The sequence below is a fragment of the Butyrivibrio sp. DSM 10294 genome (genome assembly GCF_028539135.1).
Taxonomy (GTDB): Bacteria; Bacillota; Clostridia; order Lachnospirales; family Lachnospiraceae; genus Butyrivibrio.
In genome coordinates this window covers 28,337-46,949 of the sequence record NZ_JANSWL010000078.1, presented here as the reverse complement: position 1 = coordinate 46,949, position 18,613 = coordinate 28,337, and the positions used below count along the sequence as shown (strand labels likewise).

Annotated in this window: 14 protein-coding genes; 12 read left to right on the top strand and 2 right to left on the bottom strand. The window is 45.0% G+C overall.

The window, feature by feature from the left end; all coding sequences use genetic code 11:
• The first annotated feature begins 176 nt into the window (after positions 1–176).
• Entirely contained in the window at positions 177–1,775 is a 1,599-nt protein-coding gene (gene rho / locus NXH67_RS10980) for a transcription termination factor Rho (RefSeq protein ID WP_272797409.1), read from the top strand.
• A gap of 100 nt (positions 1,776–1,875) precedes the next feature.
• Here rho and NXH67_RS10975 read toward each other — a convergent pair whose 3' ends face one another.
• On the bottom strand, positions 1,876–2,760 hold the full coding sequence (locus NXH67_RS10975) for a PilZ domain-containing protein (RefSeq protein WP_022777097.1): 885 nt from the start codon (positions 2,758–2,760) through the stop codon (positions 1,876–1,878).
• 134 nt (positions 2,761–2,894) lie between these two features.
• Between NXH67_RS10975 and NXH67_RS10970 the strand changes: the two genes are divergently transcribed.
• The 10 genes from NXH67_RS10970 to NXH67_RS10925 all read left to right on the top strand — a co-directional run bounded on the left by NXH67_RS10970 (position 2,895) and on the right by NXH67_RS10925 (position 17,026).
• Positions 2,895–3,593 (top strand): YggS family pyridoxal phosphate-dependent enzyme, encoded by a 699-nt coding sequence (locus NXH67_RS10970; protein ID WP_022777098.1) that lies wholly within the window; start codon positions 2,895–2,897, stop codon positions 3,591–3,593.
• A 106-nt stretch (positions 3,594–3,699) separates the two neighbouring features.
• The gene (locus NXH67_RS10965) at positions 3,700–3,972 is read left to right on the top strand and encodes a hypothetical protein (RefSeq protein ID WP_022777099.1); all 273 of its coding nucleotides are present in this window, start codon (positions 3,700–3,702) and stop codon (positions 3,970–3,972) included.
• 166 nt (positions 3,973–4,138) lie between these two features.
• Entirely contained in the window at positions 4,139–5,284 is a 1,146-nt protein-coding gene (locus tag NXH67_RS10960; protein ID WP_022777100.1) for a GGDEF domain-containing protein, read from the top strand.
• A gap of 259 nt (positions 5,285–5,543) precedes the next feature.
• A complete protein-coding gene (locus NXH67_RS10955) occupies positions 5,544–6,362 on the top strand; it encodes a GNAT family N-acetyltransferase (protein WP_272797408.1) in 819 nt (272 codons plus the stop codon).
• A gap of 28 nt (positions 6,363–6,390) precedes the next feature.
• Positions 6,391–9,603 (top strand): hypothetical protein, encoded by a 3,213-nt coding sequence (locus NXH67_RS10950; RefSeq protein ID WP_272797407.1) that lies wholly within the window; start codon positions 6,391–6,393, stop codon positions 9,601–9,603.
• 39 nt (positions 9,604–9,642) lie between these two features.
• The gene (locus tag NXH67_RS10945) at positions 9,643–12,363 is read left to right on the top strand and encodes a right-handed parallel beta-helix repeat-containing protein (protein ID WP_330676680.1); all 2,721 of its coding nucleotides are present in this window, start codon (positions 9,643–9,645) and stop codon (positions 12,361–12,363) included.
• A gap of 25 nt (positions 12,364–12,388) precedes the next feature.
• Positions 12,389–13,654, top strand: a complete 1,266-nt coding sequence (locus NXH67_RS10940) for a hypothetical protein (protein ID WP_272797406.1) — start codon at positions 12,389–12,391, stop codon at positions 13,652–13,654.
• A 6-nt stretch (positions 13,655–13,660) separates the two neighbouring features.
• The gene (locus NXH67_RS10935) at positions 13,661–14,326 is read left to right on the top strand and encodes a DUF6320 domain-containing protein (protein WP_022777104.1); all 666 of its coding nucleotides are present in this window, start codon (positions 13,661–13,663) and stop codon (positions 14,324–14,326) included.
• A gap of 9 nt (positions 14,327–14,335) precedes the next feature.
• Positions 14,336–15,547: a pectin acetylesterase-family hydrolase gene (locus tag NXH67_RS10930; protein WP_272797405.1), complete on the top strand. Its 1,212-nt coding sequence runs from the start codon at positions 14,336–14,338 to the stop codon at positions 15,545–15,547.
• Between the two features lie 51 nt (positions 15,548–15,598).
• Positions 15,599–17,026 carry an alpha-L-fucosidase gene (locus NXH67_RS10925; RefSeq protein WP_272797404.1) on the top strand — a complete coding sequence of 476 codons (1,428 nt, stop codon included), beginning with the start codon at positions 15,599–15,601 and terminating at the stop codon, positions 17,024–17,026.
• A gap of 16 nt (positions 17,027–17,042) precedes the next feature.
• On the opposite strand, the gene NXH67_RS10920 is transcribed toward NXH67_RS10925, so the two are convergent.
• Positions 17,043–17,213, bottom strand: a complete 171-nt coding sequence (locus tag NXH67_RS10920) for a hypothetical protein (RefSeq protein WP_022777107.1) — start codon at positions 17,211–17,213, stop codon at positions 17,043–17,045.
• Between the two features lie 188 nt (positions 17,214–17,401).
• On the opposite strand from NXH67_RS10920, the gene NXH67_RS10915 reads away from it, so the two are divergent.
• A complete protein-coding gene (locus tag NXH67_RS10915; protein WP_272797403.1) occupies positions 17,402–18,610 on the top strand; it encodes a hypothetical protein in 1,209 nt (402 codons plus the stop codon).
• Positions 18,611–18,613: the final 3 nt, after the last annotated feature.

Below are 18,613 nucleotides of genomic sequence, written 5' to 3'. Positions count from 1 at the left end.
TGATTTTTGTCTCCAAATGGTGTATTTTTTATAATATAGCTGATTATTTATGGTTCTTAAACAAATGCATTTATGCAGTCGTTTATTATTCCCACTTGTGCTAACAGAACATAGTAGAGAGAAACATAGCTTAAACATATATGCAACAGTGCCTTTAGGCGCAGAATGGAGTTATTTTGAGAGAGAGATATGAAACACTGAAACTAACTGACCTCAGGGAGATTGCCAAGAAGAGAGGCATCAAGGGAGCCACCGCCCTCAAGAAGTCTGAGATCATCGACCTGATGTGTGAGCTTGACCAGAAGGAAGCAGAGCAAAGTGCCGCTGCCAAGAAGGAAGAGCAGCCCAAGGAAGCTACAGAGGAGAAGAAGCCTCTTAAGAAAAAGAAGGTTATCGTTACCACTTCCGGAACGAATAAGTCTGATAAGAAGGAGATGGCAAGACCTGCAAGACCGGAGGGGAGATCCGAGAACAGATCAGATAACAGATCCGAGAACAGATCAGATAGCAGATCTGAAAGCAGATCTGAAAGCAGATCCGAAAACAGACCTGAGGGAAGACCCGAGGGAAGATTCGATAAATCACAGGAGACAGCACAGAAGACTGAAGAGGTTAAGAAAGCTGAATCCGCTGATTTTGAGGATGAGGCAGACGGAGATAACGCAGACGGAATTCTTGAGGTAATGCAGGACGGTTACGGTTTCATCAGATGCGAGAACTACCTTCCGGGTGAAAATGATGTCTATGTGGCACCCAGCCTTATCAGGAAGTTCAACCTTAAGACCGGTGATATCCTTAAGGGAAGATGCAGAGCCAAGAAGGAGACAGATAAGTTTGCTGCTCTTTCCAGACTTGATACGGTTAACGGTTACAAGCCCGAAGTTGCCATGGGAAGATGGAACTTCGAGAATATGACACCTATTTTCCCTAATTCAAGGATCAGACTCGAGCAGCCCGGCTGCAGCGTTGCTATGAGAATCATGGATCTTATCAGCCCCATCGGTAAGGGCCAGAGAGGTATGATCGTATCACCTCCCAAGGCAGGTAAGACAACACTTCTTAAGGAAGTTGCCAAGTCAATCCTTAAGAATAACAGCAATATTCACCTTATCATCCTTCTTATTGATGAGCGTCCCGAGGAAGTTACGGATATCAAGGAAGAGGTAGAGGGACCTAACGCAGAGGTTATCTATTCAACCTTCGATGAGCTTCCCGAGCATCACAAGAGAGTTGCCGAGATGGTTATGGAGAGAGCCAAGAGACTTGTTGAGCACGGTCAGGATGTAGTTATCCTTCTTGACTCCATCACAAGACTTACAAGAGCCTACAACATCGTTGTCCCTCCTTCAGGAAGAACACTTTCCGGTGGTCTTGATCCTGCAGCCCTTCATATGCCTAAGAGATTCTTTGGTGCAGCCAGAAACATGAGAGAGGGCGGCAGCCTTACAATCCTTGCCACAGCTCTTATTGAGACAGGTTCCAAGATGGATGACGTTATCTACGAGGAGTTCAAGGGAACAGGTAACATGGAAATGGTTCTGGACAGAAAGCTCCAGGAGAAGAGAATTTTCCCTGCTATCAATATCCCCAAGTCCTCCACCAGAAGAGAAGATCTTCTTCTTTCCGCAGAGGAGCTTGCAGCTATCAACAACCTGCGTAAGGGCTTTAACGGCATGAAGGCAGATGATGCTGTAGACCAGTGCATCAATCTCTTCTCCAAGACAAGAAATAACGTTGAATTTGTCAGAATGGTAGAGAAGCAGGTTCGCTTCTGATACAGTATCAGTGATATAACAATAGAAAACGATTTGTGAACATCAAAAGACCAAGGCAATCACATCACTACATGTGACATGCCTTGGTCTTTTGATATCATTACATATTTCGAAGATCCAGAAGGTTGGCAATCTCTTCAGCTTCCTTGGCCTGACGTTCCTCCCTGCGCTTCTGCCTAAGAGTCTTCTCGGCGGAGACATGTTCAAGACGCTCCGGTGCGAAGGGATTCTCATCGGTGATCCTGACGGCGCCGGACTTATTCCTGGCGGGAATTGTCTGAGCGGCCAGATCCTGCTCAACATGCTCTATCTGCTGGCTCTCGCTGATCTCAGGATTAAGATCTGTGCCGGGAGATTCTCCGAGGGGAGTGTATTTCTCCCTGCGCTTGGTGGTAAGAAGGCTGATGAGATCCACGTTGAGATTGGAGATTGCACAGCCCACGGCGGTCTTGTCCTGAACCATGAAATGCCTTACCACGATGGTGCTGACCTCATAGCTGTGAAGGGTGGCGCCATAGCGGAACCTGATATCCAGCCTGTCGCCTATCCTTAGCTGTACCGATCTGTCCACGATGACGGATATTCCTCGCATGGAAAGGTCGTGAACGATACAGTTATAAAGAGTCTTAGTGTTGCCGTTAACGGACAGAAGCCCCAGCTTTTCAATATAGAAGCGTTCTGATTTTCTGGAATTCTCCGGTTCAAGTTTGGAGGAACATCTGATGAGATGGAAATTGCCGTAACGGGTTTTGACCGGAGTTATGGTGGTTGACATGAATTTGTAGATTCGCCCGTCTCTTTTGTTGCGGATTTCAATCTGAGAGGGTTCCAGGAACTGCATGTATTTGCCAAAATACTCCATGGGCTTTACCAGAAGGCCTGCCGACACACCAAAAATAGCCTCAGTCATAAGTACAAGGCTGTGGCCGTTTATCGAAGCATGGATTTTGACTTCCGAGCCGTTGGAAATATCGTTTACATTCATGCAGGATACCTTTTGAATTGTAACATTGTATCAATTCTATGATATAATATCCTGATAAAAAAGGAAACACAAAATGTAGTATTTAAACTGCATTATATAACAAAAAAATACATTAAATAGTGATTGGAGCAGCCATGATAAAAGAAAATCTTGAATTTGTGGAAGAAAACATACAAAAGGCCTGTGACAAGGCAGGAAGGAACAGAAGCGAGGTTACCCTTATTGCTGTCAGCAAGACCAAGCCCGTTGAGGCTTTAAGAGAGGCTATGGAATGCGGAATAAGGGTCTTTGGAGAGAACAAGGTTCAGGAGATGAGGGACAAGCATGCTGAGATCACCGAGGATCTTGACTGGCACATGATCGGTCATCTTCAGGCCAACAAGGTTAAGTATCTGCCGGGGATGGCCTGCATGATCCACTCCGTTGACAACATCAAGCTGGCGGAGGAGATTGAGAAGCAATTTGCCAAGCACGATCTTAAGATAGATGTTCTTCTTGAAGTTAATATGGCTCATGAGGATACCAAGTTCGGACTTGCTCCGGAAGAGGTTATTCCTTTTGTGAAGGAAATAAGCTCTCTTTCGCATCTTAATATCCGAGGACTTATGACAATAGCACCTTATACCGATGATCCGGAGAGTAACAGAGTATACTTCAAGGGACTGAGAGAGTTAAGAGACAGTATCAATGAGCAGAAACTCCTTCCTGCTCCGATGGACACACTGTCAATGGGTATGACAGGCGATTATATGATAGCCATAGAGGAAGGTGCCACCTTCGTAAGAGTTGGAACAGGAATCTTCGGTGAGAGGGATTATTCCAAAAAAATGTAATGTAAAAACACAGAATCTTAAATAAATATAAACGAATTTACACTAATAAGGCCAGATAGTATAATTATTCTATATCGGGAAGAATATAGGAATAGGAAGTCTGAGCATGCAAAGAACGGAACTGTTGTCAAAAAAGGTCTCTATTGAAGACCTAAATCACCTGATAGATACCGGCCATGTTTTTGTGACTCCCTTTGGTCTTAACAGGCAATGCTACATTGTGGTTAATCACAAACCCTTTATGGTTATAGCTACAGACGTTTCCATAAGGGGTGTGCAGCTTAGCGGAGCCTGGTACACCTGGGAGGATCTGGATGCCATGGGCGGTGTTTATGATTCGGAATTTGAGGCTCTTAAGGCTATAGCCGGCGGAGCATAACATAATAGCATTATTACGAGGATGTAAGACGAAAGCCGTGACGGCCTTCGTCTTATTGCATTCATGGGAAATTATAAAGAATGTATAAACTCTTTGCAGATAATGATAATTTTAGCCTGTTTCATGTTAAAATAAATGTTACGCACGATTATTTGGAGGAGTAGTTTTGGGGTACGTTAATTTCTATATTGAAGCACACATAGCATGTATACTTTTGATCGGTCTTATCGGCATCAAGATTGCCAAAGGCGTCAATAAGCAGTTTACACAGATGATATTGGGGAATATCGTCGTTGTTCTGATTGCGTATTACTGCGCAGAGATTTTCTGGGCCCTGGTGGATGTGGGCTATCTGGGAGAATCCAAGTCACTTTTGTACTTATCCAATTTGTTTACTTATCTGCTTTTGAGTGTTGGCGCGTATTTATGGTATATTCTCTCGGAAGCGATTCAGAACGATAAGTCTGTGGAAAACGACATCACCAGGCTTATTCTCAGCATACCGGTATGGATATCCGGAATCCTGTGTGTCTCCGCTTACAGGACAGGTCTTGTTTATTATATTGATGAAAACGGCAAACTGGTGGGGGGTAAGCTCTATCTGATCCTTGTTATAGTTCCCTTCAGCTATATGATAGCGGCTTCAGTCAAGGCTTTTTACAGAGCCTTCAACAAGGATAAATATGCTGACAGAAATATATATTTCATGATCGGTATGTTTCCGCTCACACCTATCGTAATGGGAGCGCTTCAGGCCAAGTACTGGAGAATCCCCATGGTATGTTACGGAACAGTTGTGGCGGTCTACTATGTTTACATTACTATGCTGGATAATCTCATATCTCTTGATCCTCTTACCCAGATCAACAACAGACATCAGATGTTCAAATATCTGGCTCAGAAGATGAGAAATGAAGAACCCGGCATGTCTCTTTTTGTACTGATGGTGGATATTGATGATTTCAGAAATATCAATGAGACCTATGGGCGACTTGAGGGTGACAGAGCCCTTGTAAGAGTTGCCAATTCCATTAAGAGTGCCTGTCAGGGTCCAAGAAACAGATTTTTTGTATCAAGATATGGTGGAGACGAATTCGTGGTAATTGCACAGATGGCCTACAAGGCTGAGGCTGTCTGGCTCTCAGATCAGATCAAGAACAATATCAAGAGAATGACACAGGATCTGGGACTTAGCTACAATATCACCGTTAGCGTTGGAATTGCCCAGTATGACTACGCTGCTCCGATCTCTCTTAAGGCATTTATATCAAGAGCTGATCTTGATCTGTACAATCAGGCAGCGAAGGAGTGACAACAGAATATGCAGAGTTTAAACGTGGTCTAGAACAAAGAGCTGACCACGTTTATTATTATTCCGGCAAGTATAAATGCTGCGAGTATGGATATTGCATAAATGAATTTCATTCTGGCCATTGTATTTCCCCCGTATATGTACTCTTTATCTAATCATACTATATATTTTTCTTGTATGAGAAAAGAATTTTGTATGGAATATATTGTATAATTAATTTGGTGCGTGTTGAGGCAAATTGACTATAAAGGGATAAAAAATGAGGGTAAAGATGATAACCTCTCCGACCAGGGAGCTATACAAAAACATGATAATGCCGGATGTCTATCAGGCTATCGAAAATGGTGTGCCCATGACTGCTATAGGTCTTAGTAAGGACAATATTGCTGTAGGTGCGCTGGTAGGTGCGATAACAAACGGAGATGTATTTGAGGTACAATCGCTATACGTTGACGAGAAGTACAGAAGGCAAGGAGGCGGAACCATGCTGGTTAAGGCTCTGCAGTCTCTTTTGGAGAAGAGGGAGCTTCCGGCTGTGCTGTCCTGTCTTGAAGGTTATGATGAGAGCGATGCGTTAATGTCGTTTATGGAGTCCATAGGAGCCGCCCAGGATACTGAGCTGGAAGGAATCTATCGTGGCCGGCTGAGATCTTTCTGGGAATCGGGACTTTTTAGCAGGGATTACAACAATCCCGATATTAAGAGGTTTACGCAGCTAAGTGATACGGAATTGGATGATGTCACGAAAATCATTTCAAGGTTTGAGGTTCCGATAGAAGGCGACTTTCTTCAGTCCGGGGGGATACTTAAGAAAGCCAGTCTGGCTGCAACCAAAAATGGAACTGTGCAAGGCATAATGCTATATTGTTCCGATGGCAGCAGTGAGCCAATTATCCTTGTTTCCAAAATTGAGGATGCTTCAGTTCTGGCAGGGCTTATAAATACCGGACTGATTGTCTGCGAGGAGGTTCTGGGGGCAGATGCCTATGTCAGAATACCGGTCTGGGCCGAACGTTATCACAGATTGCTTGAAAACATAGATGGAATGACGAACCTGCAACATAACTATATATTCTAAAATCATTTTTCTTATATGAGGGGAAAAAATGGATACTAAGAATCTATACGAGAAGAGTCTAAGCAAAAAGGTAACAGAGGTAAATAAGGGCGGTATCAATACCGGTGCCGACCAGAGTCAGGAACTTCTTAAAAACATCATGACAGTTCCGAAGCTCCGGGAGTCTAATAATAAGACTCTTGAAAAAAAGTCAAACAAGATAAGCGAAGATGTAAGCAAGGACGCTTCTTTAAGTGGTCTTCTCAAGAAAAACGAAGATCTGTTTGAAGAAGGATTGAGCATTTTGGGGGAAGAGGATGAAAAAGACTTAAGTCTTGATGAGTCCCTTTCCGGAATTGATAAGGAAATCTTAGCACCGCTTCATGACAAGACTACGAGATTTAAGAGATATACGGACTATCCTTCACTTGTTCAGAAGGATAAGATCAAGGTTGGAAATTTGCTTAATAATGCCGCCGCAGTGGTTAAAAAGGGCGCTTTTGATGACCAGATGCTGGAGACCGGCAGGCAGTTCATTCAAAAGATCAACCAGCATTTCGGCATTGATAGCAATCCCACAGATACAGAGAAGAAGTTCTTCCGGGAGATAGGATCAAAGGAGACCGTAGATTTTCTGTATGTTGACGGAAAACCTATTAAGAAATACGTTTCAGATGAATACGGCTACAAGGGTTCTGGAAACAAACAGCAGGAGAAGCAGATTCTGGGAGCCTATGCGGCCATGATAGCTGCAAGGCAGAACCATGCCATTACCCTGGTGCGCCCTGTTATCATCAACGGCGTAGCTGAGGTGGACATACAGAATGTTGGTACTTACACCGGCGGGAATCTTAGCCGCTCTGATAAGGTTAAGGCCATCGGCTATGGATTAAAAGGAAATGAGTACGTAAAGTATTGCGAGAGTGCCTTCAGAATTGATATGAGAGCCAAGGCCGGAAGGGCTCTCAGGCGTGCCACCGGCAAAAATGTGCAGGGGCTTGATAAGCTTTTGCAGCTTAAGACTAATCTTGAGGAAGCCGGAAGGGGCTCCCATGAGGACTACAACGCATTTTTGAGAGCCTTTAACAATTATTTTAAGGCGGTTGAATTCATAGGTCTGAATCCTGACAATATGGAAGTTGACGCCAAAGACCTTAAGAAATTGCATAAGCTCAGCGAAAAAGTCACCTCCACTGCTATAGACTATCTCAAGGGAAAGAAGATGAATCTTCCCAGACACCTGGCTGTCAGGGACATCAGAGACCTTGTATCTACTCATTCAGGCACTATGTGGGGATACCTGCGTGACGGAATAAAAGACAATGGCACCATATCCCTTAAGGACATTTTGGACAAAGAGCAGGACGGCTTTGCTATCTACGGAATGCAGCAGGAGATCGATAACCTGCAGGAAAATAAAAAAGCCGGTGATAAAAACGAATATCAGAGGCTTGAAGGCACCGTAAAGATGGAGACCGGGCAAAAGAGCCGAATGAACGTCAAGACAGCTCTTTTAGCGGATGCAAATGTAAATGACACCTATAAAAAGCTGGTGAAAGCGCAGAATGACAACAATGTCGGGGATGAGGTAAGAACCCAGTATGCAAGACAGTTTCTGCAGATGGCTGCAACCTGTATGGTACATAGTGAAACCTATGGACAGCAGCTGCGAGACAGATATGCAGAAGATGCCGGAAGTGAAGATAAGCTGATCTTCAGAACGGCTCAGGATCAGGTCTTCAAGGCCTTTAGCAGTGAATTTAAGAATATTCCTGCCCTTAAGAGCGCTCTTGATTTCATGAAGGAGCAGTATAACTCGCAGGTGGCTATGGAGATGACTTATGCTACAAATACAGTCGGTAACAATATCACCTTTGAGGAGTTCAAAAAGTACGGCGGTTCTGCGGAGCATACCTATGTAACGGAGAAGGAAGCTGCAGAGATAGTCGCTACCAGCAGCGGTTTTCTATGTACCAAGAAGGTTCAGGGTAAGGACGGAATTGTTGAGCTTAGACCGTCACTTCCTGAATTTGCAGTACTTGATAAGGGTAACCCCATCGAGAAGCCCGTTCCCTTAAGGAAGACCATGAAGACAGTATTTAAGGCTATAGCCTATTTCGCAATGGATGAAAACGGTCAGATGAAGCTGGATGTGGGCAAAAAAGAGGAGGAAAACCTGATCTATTGGCTGGACAGGCTTTTTACCTTGGAACAAAAAAGATCTGATAAAGAGAAATTTGAACTTACCTGTGATGAGGTTCTGTTCGATGCTGTGAAGACTATGCTGACTGCGGAATACAGGCGCAAAGGCAGGAGGCATGCTGAGCATTATGCCCATAATGATGCAGTTGATATTGTCGAGGACTTTAAAAAGATCTATCTGGGTAATGAGGACAATATGGTTAGCTCTCCGGATGTAGGAGTTTTGGGACTTGCTGTTGGCGCAGACGTTATGAAGAAGATCAATGTAGATGAATTCTTTAACGACCCGAAAGTACAAAGCATTAAGGTTGCGGGGCAGCCCATAACAAAAGCTGAATATGAAGAGATCATCAATGAGATGAAGAAGGAGGTGACTCAGGCAGAAGCCGAGTTTAAACAGATAAGGGATATGGATCTTGATGATGAGGAGATGCCATGTTTTTCGTCCTGTTTTGATAATGTGCACTATCAGAAGGACTTATATTACAGCCATGTGGGAAGGCAGCCCAGACAGAGTTTTCTGTATAAATTAAACGCCCTGGCCAAGGCAGATCCCAATGGGCTTCTTGATGCGATGTTAAGTCACCTGGACTATATGCTTGATAGCTCAGGAAAAGAGCAGGAGGTTAAGGACGCAGATCGCCAAAAGCTTATGCAGCTGGATCAGCAGAGAAAGAAAAACGGCTCCCTTACACCGAAAGAGATTGAATCGCTTAAGGAAACATACAGGGAATATTCCAAATATGATGCTCATAAAGGAGCAAATCTCGGAACAACAGGCAAGACAACTTATACCATTGAGACCTATGCCTGCACACCCGATAAGCTATATCAGTCACCCTATACCTTCAAGGCCCGCATCGGAAGATACAATTCAAACAAGGCCCAGCAGAAATTAGATGGTGATACCAACGAAATAATGCATGACGGAATGGAAGCATTTTATAACAAAGATAACGGATTAGTTCATTGCGAGAGCAGAAAAAATGCGTTGAGATGTCTTGTCAAAGAAGCTATCAGGACTAAGTATGTTGTTAAGGAAATAAACAAGCAGATCTAAGGAATATGTAGATATTAGAAAAGCAGATTGGAGGGGCGTATGCAGATTTATGTAGCGGGTAATGTGCTAAGAAGCGGAGACGGATCTATCAAGCATCCCTTTAAGACTATTCAGGAGGCTGCGAATATTGCAACCCCCGGAGATACTGTTTTTGTGGCACCGGGTATTTACAGGGAACATGTCAGACCCATGAACTCCGGCACTGAGGATAAGAGAATAACCTATGTCAGCACCGCAAGAGGCGAGGCTGTTATTACCGGTGCTGAGGAACTTACCGGGTGGGAAGCCTTTGAGAACCTGTACAGAGTAAGGATTCCGGACAGCTTTTTTGGGAGTTTCAACCCTTATGCAGAGGCAGTAAGCGGCGACTGGTGCTGGATGAAAAATAGTCCCGCACACCTGGGGGAACTGTACCTTGATGGCAAGTCCATGTATGAAGTTCAAGATATTCCGTCCTGTATGCATCCCGAGAAGAGCAAAAAATCCTGGGATCCTGAATTTAGCGTGTATACATGGTTTACAGCAAGGGAGAATGGTGAGACTATTATTTATGCTAACTTCCAGGGCAAGGACCCCAATAGGGAAAATGTGGAGCTCTCTGTCAGGAAGGCATGCTTTTTCCCTGAAAAATCAGGAATAAACTATATCACTGTGTCCGGCTTTTGCATCAGACAGGCTGCAACTCAGTGGGCGCCTCCAACTGCATACCAGGAGGGAATGATAGGTCCTAACTGGGCCAAGGGCTGGATAATCGAGGACTGTGATATCTATGAATCCAAGTGCAGCGGAATTTCCCTTGGAAAATACTATCAGAGAGGCAGTAACAACAAGTGGACCACCACCTTCGTCAAGGATGGAACCCAGACCCAGAGGGACGCCGTATGTCAGGCTGTCAATGAGGGCTGGAGCAAGGAGACGGTGGGCTCTCATATTGTAAGGCGCTGCGATATCCATGACTGCGGTCAGACCGGAATCGTGGGCCATATGGGCGGTGCTTTCTCAATCATTGAGGATAACCACATACATCACATCAACAACAAACATGATCTGGCTGGAGCGGAGATAGGCGGTATCAAGCTCCATGCTGCAATTGATACAATCATAAGGCGCAATCACATTGACCATTGCACAAGAGGAATCTGGCTGGACTGGGAGGCCCAGGGCACGAGAGTAAGTCAGAACTTTTTGCATGACAACGTGCCGCCCAAGGGGACTCTTATCGACAACGGACTGTCCCTTGGTGAGGATATATTTGTGGAGGTATCCCACGGGCCTACGCTTATTGACCACAACCTTATGTTGTCGGACATTGCGGGCAGGATCAGTACACAGGGTATAGCCTTTGTTCATAACCTGATCGCAGGCTCCTTTAGCTATGTGGGACAGGGGTGCGATAACGGCGGCAAGAAATTTGCCAGCGACAGATATACGCCCTATCATTTGCCTCACTCTACCAAGATTGCGGGCTTTATGACCATACTTCACGGAGATGCCAGATTCTACAACAATATTTTTGTGCAAAAGACCGTGAGACAGGACCTGGTGGATTTCTGCGTGGAGAACAGAACAGATACCATGGACAGAAACAATTTCATCTGCGGTACAGTGCCCTACAACAGTTTTCCGTCACCTTCTGAGTATTTTAAGGGATTTGACGGGCTTAATGTTGAGGAACACTGTCCAAGAGATGTATACTATGACAGACTGCCTGTTTATTTTGGCGGCAATGCATATTTTAACGGCGCAAGATGCTGCACAGGTGAGACCGCTCATGTGGACAATGACCATAAGATCAGCTTCTATATGGACGAGAACGAAGGCAGATACACACTTCACACCAATCTCTATGAGTTCCTGCCAAGGAACTTCACAATACCGGTGAATACCCAGCTCCTGGGCCTTGCCTTTGAACCGGAGCAGAGATTTGAGAACCCCGACGGCTCCGAGATATCCTTTGACACGGATTACTTCGGAAGAAAAAGAGGGAGATATCCCGTTGCCGGACCTTTTGAGGAGTGCGGAAGTGACAGATTTACGGTGCAGACTCCGGGCTTTGGCTCTTTTCTTGTAAACAATGCGCCAAAGGGCAGGATTGAGGAAAAGGGAGATAACAAGTCCGATGTGGGCTTCGAGGAAGCAGACGAAGTCTATGAAGAGATCAGGGATGAAGAACCTGCGGACAGCATTTTTGCCGAAGAACTGAAACAGGCCTCAGCACCCAATTTCACAATAGATGAGGATGATTTTGAGAAAAAGGATCTGGTGAGCGAAGTAAATGCAAACATACTTCTCACCGGCTGCGATAATGTGGGCGTCAAATTCCCCTTTGAGGATGAGCTTTTTATCGTTAGTGACATGTTCGTCAAGGGCAATGAAGTATGGCTCTATGACAGCATCAATGAAAAGCTGGTGGAGCTGGACTGCGAATACGGTATCTACAGAAACCTGAAAAAATGGTCTGTGGGAGCCATGCAGTCAATTGATGTATCTGACGATCCCAACTGCGAGGGCTTCGTAAGAACTGCCGGGACACTTCTGTGTATCTTAAGTAAGAGCCTGGCTCACGACCCGGCAGACACCTGCGCAACCATTCAGGACAAGGTTAATGCAGGCATTGAACCTAAGGGTATCAAAATGCGTTTTACGCCCAGATACCTTAAGTTCATAAGGAATAAGAAATTCATATCCCTTGAGGATGTAATATATCGAATGAGTAAAGGTGCCATGGACATAGTTACGGAGCGCCTTGAACATCTATAAACTTAAGTGAGGAAGATATTTTTTAATGGCAGCAAGTACAAACTTGTATGAACTTGATAATGCGGCAAAGATAATACCCGCATCGGCGAAGGGGGCCAACACCAGAGTTTTCAGACTCTCCTGCGAACTCAAGGAGAATGTGGATCTGGAGACTCTGCAGAAAGCTCTGGATGAGACCATAGAGGAGTTTCCGTTTTTTAACTGCGTACTTCACAGAGGAATCTTCTGGTATTATCTGGAGGAGAGTAACCTAAGGGCAGTGGTGGAGGAGGAACATACTCCCGCCTGTATGCCGCTGTATATCCCGGGACATAAGAACCTGCTATACAGAGTCAATTTCTATAAAAAGAGAATAAATCTTGAGATGTTCCATGTGCTGGCGGACGGAACAGGAGCCTTCATGTTCTTTAAGAGCATGGTGACCAGGTATCTTCAGTTTCGTCACAATCTTGATGAGAACATCAAACCCACGGATGATTTCTCCGTCGAGGAAAAAACGGGAGATGCTTTCGGGGATTATTACAGCAAGCAAAAGGGGCTTAAGCAGCTCAAGGAAATGTCATCCACCAAGGCCTATCAGGTCAGCGGTGAGCTGGATGATTACCTGCTTCCACATCTTGTGGAGGGCTGCGTTTCCGCAGGTAAATTCCTGGAACTGGCTCACAGTTACAACACCACAGTTGGTGTTCTGTGTGTGGCAATCTATATCAAAGCCGTTATTCAGGGCATGAACAGACTCCAGAAGAGAAGACATGTGGTTGTGAGCGTGCCGGTTAATCTCAGACAGTATTTTAACAGCGGAACCACCAGGAACTTTTTTGGCGTAATCAATATTGATTACGATCCGGCAGACTACAACGGCGAGCTGGAGAGCATCATAACTCCCGTTGCCAGAGACTTCAAGGAGAAGCTTTCCTCCGACAGCATAGAGAAGACTATGAATTCCTATGCCGCTCTGGAGCACAATTTCGGAATCAAGATGATACCCCTTCCCCTTAAGGATATCGGTATCGGTTTCTTTGACAGATCGGCGAAAAAAGGAGTTACCAGTTCCATGTCCAACCTTGGTCAGATCAAGATGCCCAAGGAGGTGGAGGATTATATCGAGGGTTTCTCAGCCTTCATGACAGCCTCCTCCCAGCAGGTATGCGTATGTTCTTTCAAGGACAGAATGGTATTTGGAGAGGTTTCGCCCTATAAGACCCACAAGATCATGCTCAATTTCTTCAGATGCCTTACGGAGCTGGGAGTTGAGGTGGTTCTTAGCAGAAACGACTATGACGAGGAGTAAGTTAGTATGCAGTATTGTCCCAAATGTAAGGTTAATATAAGAGGAAACAAGAGGTGCTGTCCACTGTGTCAGGGCCAGCTCAAGGACTCGGAACTTCAGATGGAGCCTCCTTTTCCCAGGATAAAAATGAATAAGGTCAGCAATATCACTTTTATGAAGATGTGCACCTTTCTTTTCATAGCGCTGGAGATCATTTTTGAAACCATTAATATTATGACCCACAGAGAGCACTCCTTTATCGGAGTTGTAATGCTGGGATTAGTGGCAGGCTGGGTTACGATCATAACCACCTTGTATCTTAGGAACAACCTTCTTAAGGTTATAACCTGGGAGGTATTTGTTGCTATTGTTGTTGATATTTATATCGATATGAAAACGGGGTTCCTGGGTTGGAGCCTTGTGTGGATGGTGCCCGGAACTCTGATAGGGCTGGCGATCGCCACAATAATCATAGCCAAGGTGCTTAAACTCAGGCTTGACGAGTACGCACTGTACATAGTATTTGATATTCTGATGTCTCTTATCCAGATAATATTCATCAGAAACGGAATGAACAAATTTCCATGGCCTGCGGGCATCAGCATTATGATCTATCTGATCCTGGGGGTTGCCATGGTGATTTTCAGATTCAGGGATCTGAAGAATGCATCACAAAAAATGTTTAACATGTAAGGTTGACCTATGAGCATAAAAAACCGACTCACCAAAAGGAATTTCAAAAGAGGAATTGTTTTTGCCGAGGGGCTTGGAGATTTTGTGGAGAGCAGGCTGGGGAAAGCTGTGGAAGAGGGGCGATTCAAAGCCCACGATCTTCCGGAGGAGCCTGAGAAGCTGACCTGGTACAGAGTGCCTCTTGAAAAGGGCCTTTCCGGGGATGGCTCGGAATATTATATCTATGTAAAGCTTGGGGACCCGGATAAGCTTTGCATCTTTTTCTCGGGGGGAGGAGTTGCGTGGAATGAGTACACCGCCGCAAGGCCTGTTACAGGCGGCAAGGTGGCGGCAGGACTTCCCAATTATTATTGGAATAACCTAAGACCCTTTACCCAGATCATGAACATCAACGTGGGAATCACGGATGTCTTTACGGATAAGAATCCCTTTAAGGAGTGGAGCTTTGTGGTAATAACCTATGCCACAGGGGATTTTCATATCGGAAACAACGACTATCCCTACAAGACCGAGGACGGCAGGGATGAGGTTCTTCATTTTCACGGTTATGTGAACTTTCTGCAGAGCATGCAGGTGGCAAAAAAGCTGTTTCCTAAGCCGGATACCCTTCTTATAGCCGGTAATTCCGCCGGAGCCTTCGCTGTACCGGCTCTTGCGGGAGAAGTGGTGGAGGACTACTATCCAAAGGCACGAAACATCACGCTTTTTTCCGATAGCGGACAGCTCCTATACAAGAATTGGAGGAAGACCGCCAAGAACATCTGGATGAGCAAAGAGTCCCTCTGGAAGCCTATCCACGGGGACAATATTACCCTGGAATGGTACAAGGACCTCTACAGCAGGTTCGGAGACAGGTTCAGGTATCTGTATTCCAGCTCCAGTCATGACTATCTTCTGAGCGCCTATTATAACGATATTGTACACAAAAAGTACAAGACCGATGCAGATGTTCAGGAAGAATATTATCAGCAGCTTAAGGTCATGGTGGCAGAGCTCAAGGCCATCACTCCGGCCTTTGGAATGTTCATAAATGACTGGAGGATTCCTCTGATAACCATGGGGGGAACGGTTCATACCAGCGTCAGGGAGCCCCATTTCCTTCTTTTTAACCAGGATGGGATAACTCAGGCTGCATGGCTCCATGATGCAGTGGAGGGCAAGGTATATGACGTCGGGATGGATCTTCTTAAAAAAGATAAGACTAAAGGAAACACGAAATAACCGTAATATGGAATAACGTAAACAATAGAATATTGGTAAAACGGAGGTTATATGGCTTACACAGCGGATTGGAACTCATTATCAGGATACAGAGTACCACAGTGGTATCAGGATGCGAGATTCGGAATATTCATCCATTTCGGAATCTACAGCGTCCCTGCTTATGCCAATGAGTGGTATTCAAGAAACATGTATATTCAGGGAACCAGGGAGTTTGAGCATCATGTCAAGACCTATGGTCCCCACAAGGATTTTGGCTACAAGGATTTTATTCCCATGTTCAAGGCGGAGAAGTTTAACGCCGATGAGTGGGCAGAGCTTTTTGCCAAGGCGGGAGCAAAATATGTAGTTCCCGTTGCGGAGCACCACGACGGCTTCCAGATGTACAAGAGCAGCATCTCCAAATGGAATGCCTATGAGATGGGGCCCAAGGTGGATTATCTCGGGGAGCTTAAAAAGAGTGTTGAGAAGAAGGGCATGAGAATAGGTGCTTCCTCCCACAGGATTGAGCACTGGTTCTTCATGAGTCATGGTAAAGAGTTTGACAGTGACATCACCGAGGATATCGGACCTGACAGCCTCTATTGGCCTGCAATGAAGGAGCCTGAGGATCATTACAATCTCTATGCGGAGCCTGCACCCACAGCAGAGTTTATGGAGGATTGGTTTAACAGGACCAAGGAGATCATTGATAACTATCATCCGGAGGTTCTTTATTTTGACTGGTGGATACAGGAAGCCTGCATGAAGCCTTACCTTCAGAGAATGGCAGCATATTATTACAATGAGATGGAAAAAATCGGAAAGTGCGGCGTTATCAACTACAAGCACGATGCCTTTGCCTTTGGATGTGCCGTTCCTGATGTGGAAAGAGGACAGCTCCCCACAGCCCAGCCTTACGTATGGCAGACTGACACGGCAATAGGAAGACATTCCTGGTGCTATACTACCGACAATGAATATAAGGACGCAGAGGAGATTGTATTTAACCTGGTAGATGCAGTATCCAAGAACGGCAATCTGCTCCTTAACGTTGGACCAAAGCCTGACGGAACCATATCCGAAGAGGATAAGAAGACCCTTCTGGGAGTGGGAGAGTGGCTCTCTAAGAATGGAGAAGCTATCTACGGCAGCAGATGCTATAAGTTCACCTGCGAAGGCCCCACCAAGACAGAAGGCGGTCAGTTTACCGATAAGAAAAAGCCCGAGTATACTCCCGAGGACTTCAGATTCACACAAAATAACGGCTGCATCTATGCAACAGCCCTTAAGTGCGCTGACAACGGTGAGTATCTCATTAAGAGCTTTGAGACAGAAAAAAACGCCGCTAACAGCGGCGGGTTCTCCGGAATCATTAATAAAGTTACAGTACTGGGAGATGGATCGGAAACAGTGTTCAAGAGAGATGAAGCCGGGCTTCATATCAAAACAGAGTATAGGAGCGATCTCCCGGTAGTATTCAAGATTGAAGTTCTGTAAAAAGAACAGATATCAATCAGTCAACAAAACATTCCTCGATGCGGGCTTCGTATTCTTCACGGAGCTCCTCGGGGATATCGTATTCATCAAGTGCCTCGGCTACGGACCAGTGTTCATTGGCCATAGAACGAAGAATGTTGCGAATTACATGAGAATCCAGAGCTTCTAAAGTAGCAGCGTTATTCATAATTTCATACCCTCCACACAATACATTAAAAACACTAAATAACGTTAACAAAATTTATGTTTTTAACTACAATATATTGTAGTATTAATTTTTTTTGATACAAGTATTGACATTTATTTTGAAATAATTTTTGTAGAAAATGCACAGAAAATGAGAGGAAATTGGTGCAAATGGTGGTTCTTGCAATTGTGCTTTCTATATGTGGACTTCTGACATCTTTTGGAGTTATCGGAATAATTCCGTCAATAATTGCATTTGGTCTGAGTACTTTTCTTTTTGTGCGGGAAAAGTCTATTAATGCTGCCAGAGCCATGGCAATTTCCGCTGTGGGTATTATTCTTCCCTTTATCATGTATATCAACAGCTATGGGCTGGGACTTCCCAGGGTAAAGGATGAGAGACTTAATTTCCTCACCCAGATAATCTACGACAATTATTCAAATATGGGCTTTGATATGGATTTCCTTCTGAAGGAAAACGGTCTTTTTGCTGAAGGCATTTTTGAAAAGAGTAACAGAGGCCTCGACGGAGATGAGATCTATTATGTTTCAGAGGGCGCGTCTGTTGATTCACTGGCAGAGGCCAAGAAAACAGCCAGAAAGGATGCGGCTCAGGTGGCAAGTACTGAGGACTATGGTTATGCATCAGGTGATGGAAGCCTGGACGAGAGTTCAGAAGGAAGCTCCGGTAAAAAGGGCATACTTAACGAGGTGTTCTTTGCAGATGTGGATCCGGACAGTATCTTTGAGAGCATAGACAGCAATGGTGATAAGAACAGCGGCTACGGAGCCGACAGGGTAGGACCCTCCGATGATACTATTCCCTCCTATGGCGGCCTTCCCATGGGAACAATGCTTCTTGGACAGTACTTCAGAGAGGATGATCATAACTGTAATCCAATTTTGGTCTTACAGAATAAGACTGATGAGGAGTATCGTTATGAATGCCGGTTTATTGCCAGGGACGAGGAGGGTGAGGAACTGGCAGTTTCCGAAAAGACTGTTGAAGTTGTAAAAGAAGGGGCCAAGTTCATATTTGAGGGAAGGTTCGACAAGGCAGAGCTGGCCGGTAAGCTTCCCGATATGTATGAGTTCTCAGTGACGAGAAGAGCACCCTATGAGAAGGATATGTCCGAACAGGTGGCGGTATCTTCCAGGGTTGAAGGGGGCACGACAGTGCTTACCGCCAACAACGTAAGTGATAAAAAAGTCAAGGTGGATGCCTATGTTCTGTTTTTTGACGGAAATGAGCTGGTGGACTGTATCTGGATGATTCCCCAGAATAACGGCTTAGTCTCCATAGAGCCCGGAAGCGCCGCATCCATTAAGGGCGATGCCTATTACAGATTTGACAGGATTGAAACATACTATACCGCCTATGAGGCAGTGGGAGAATAAAGC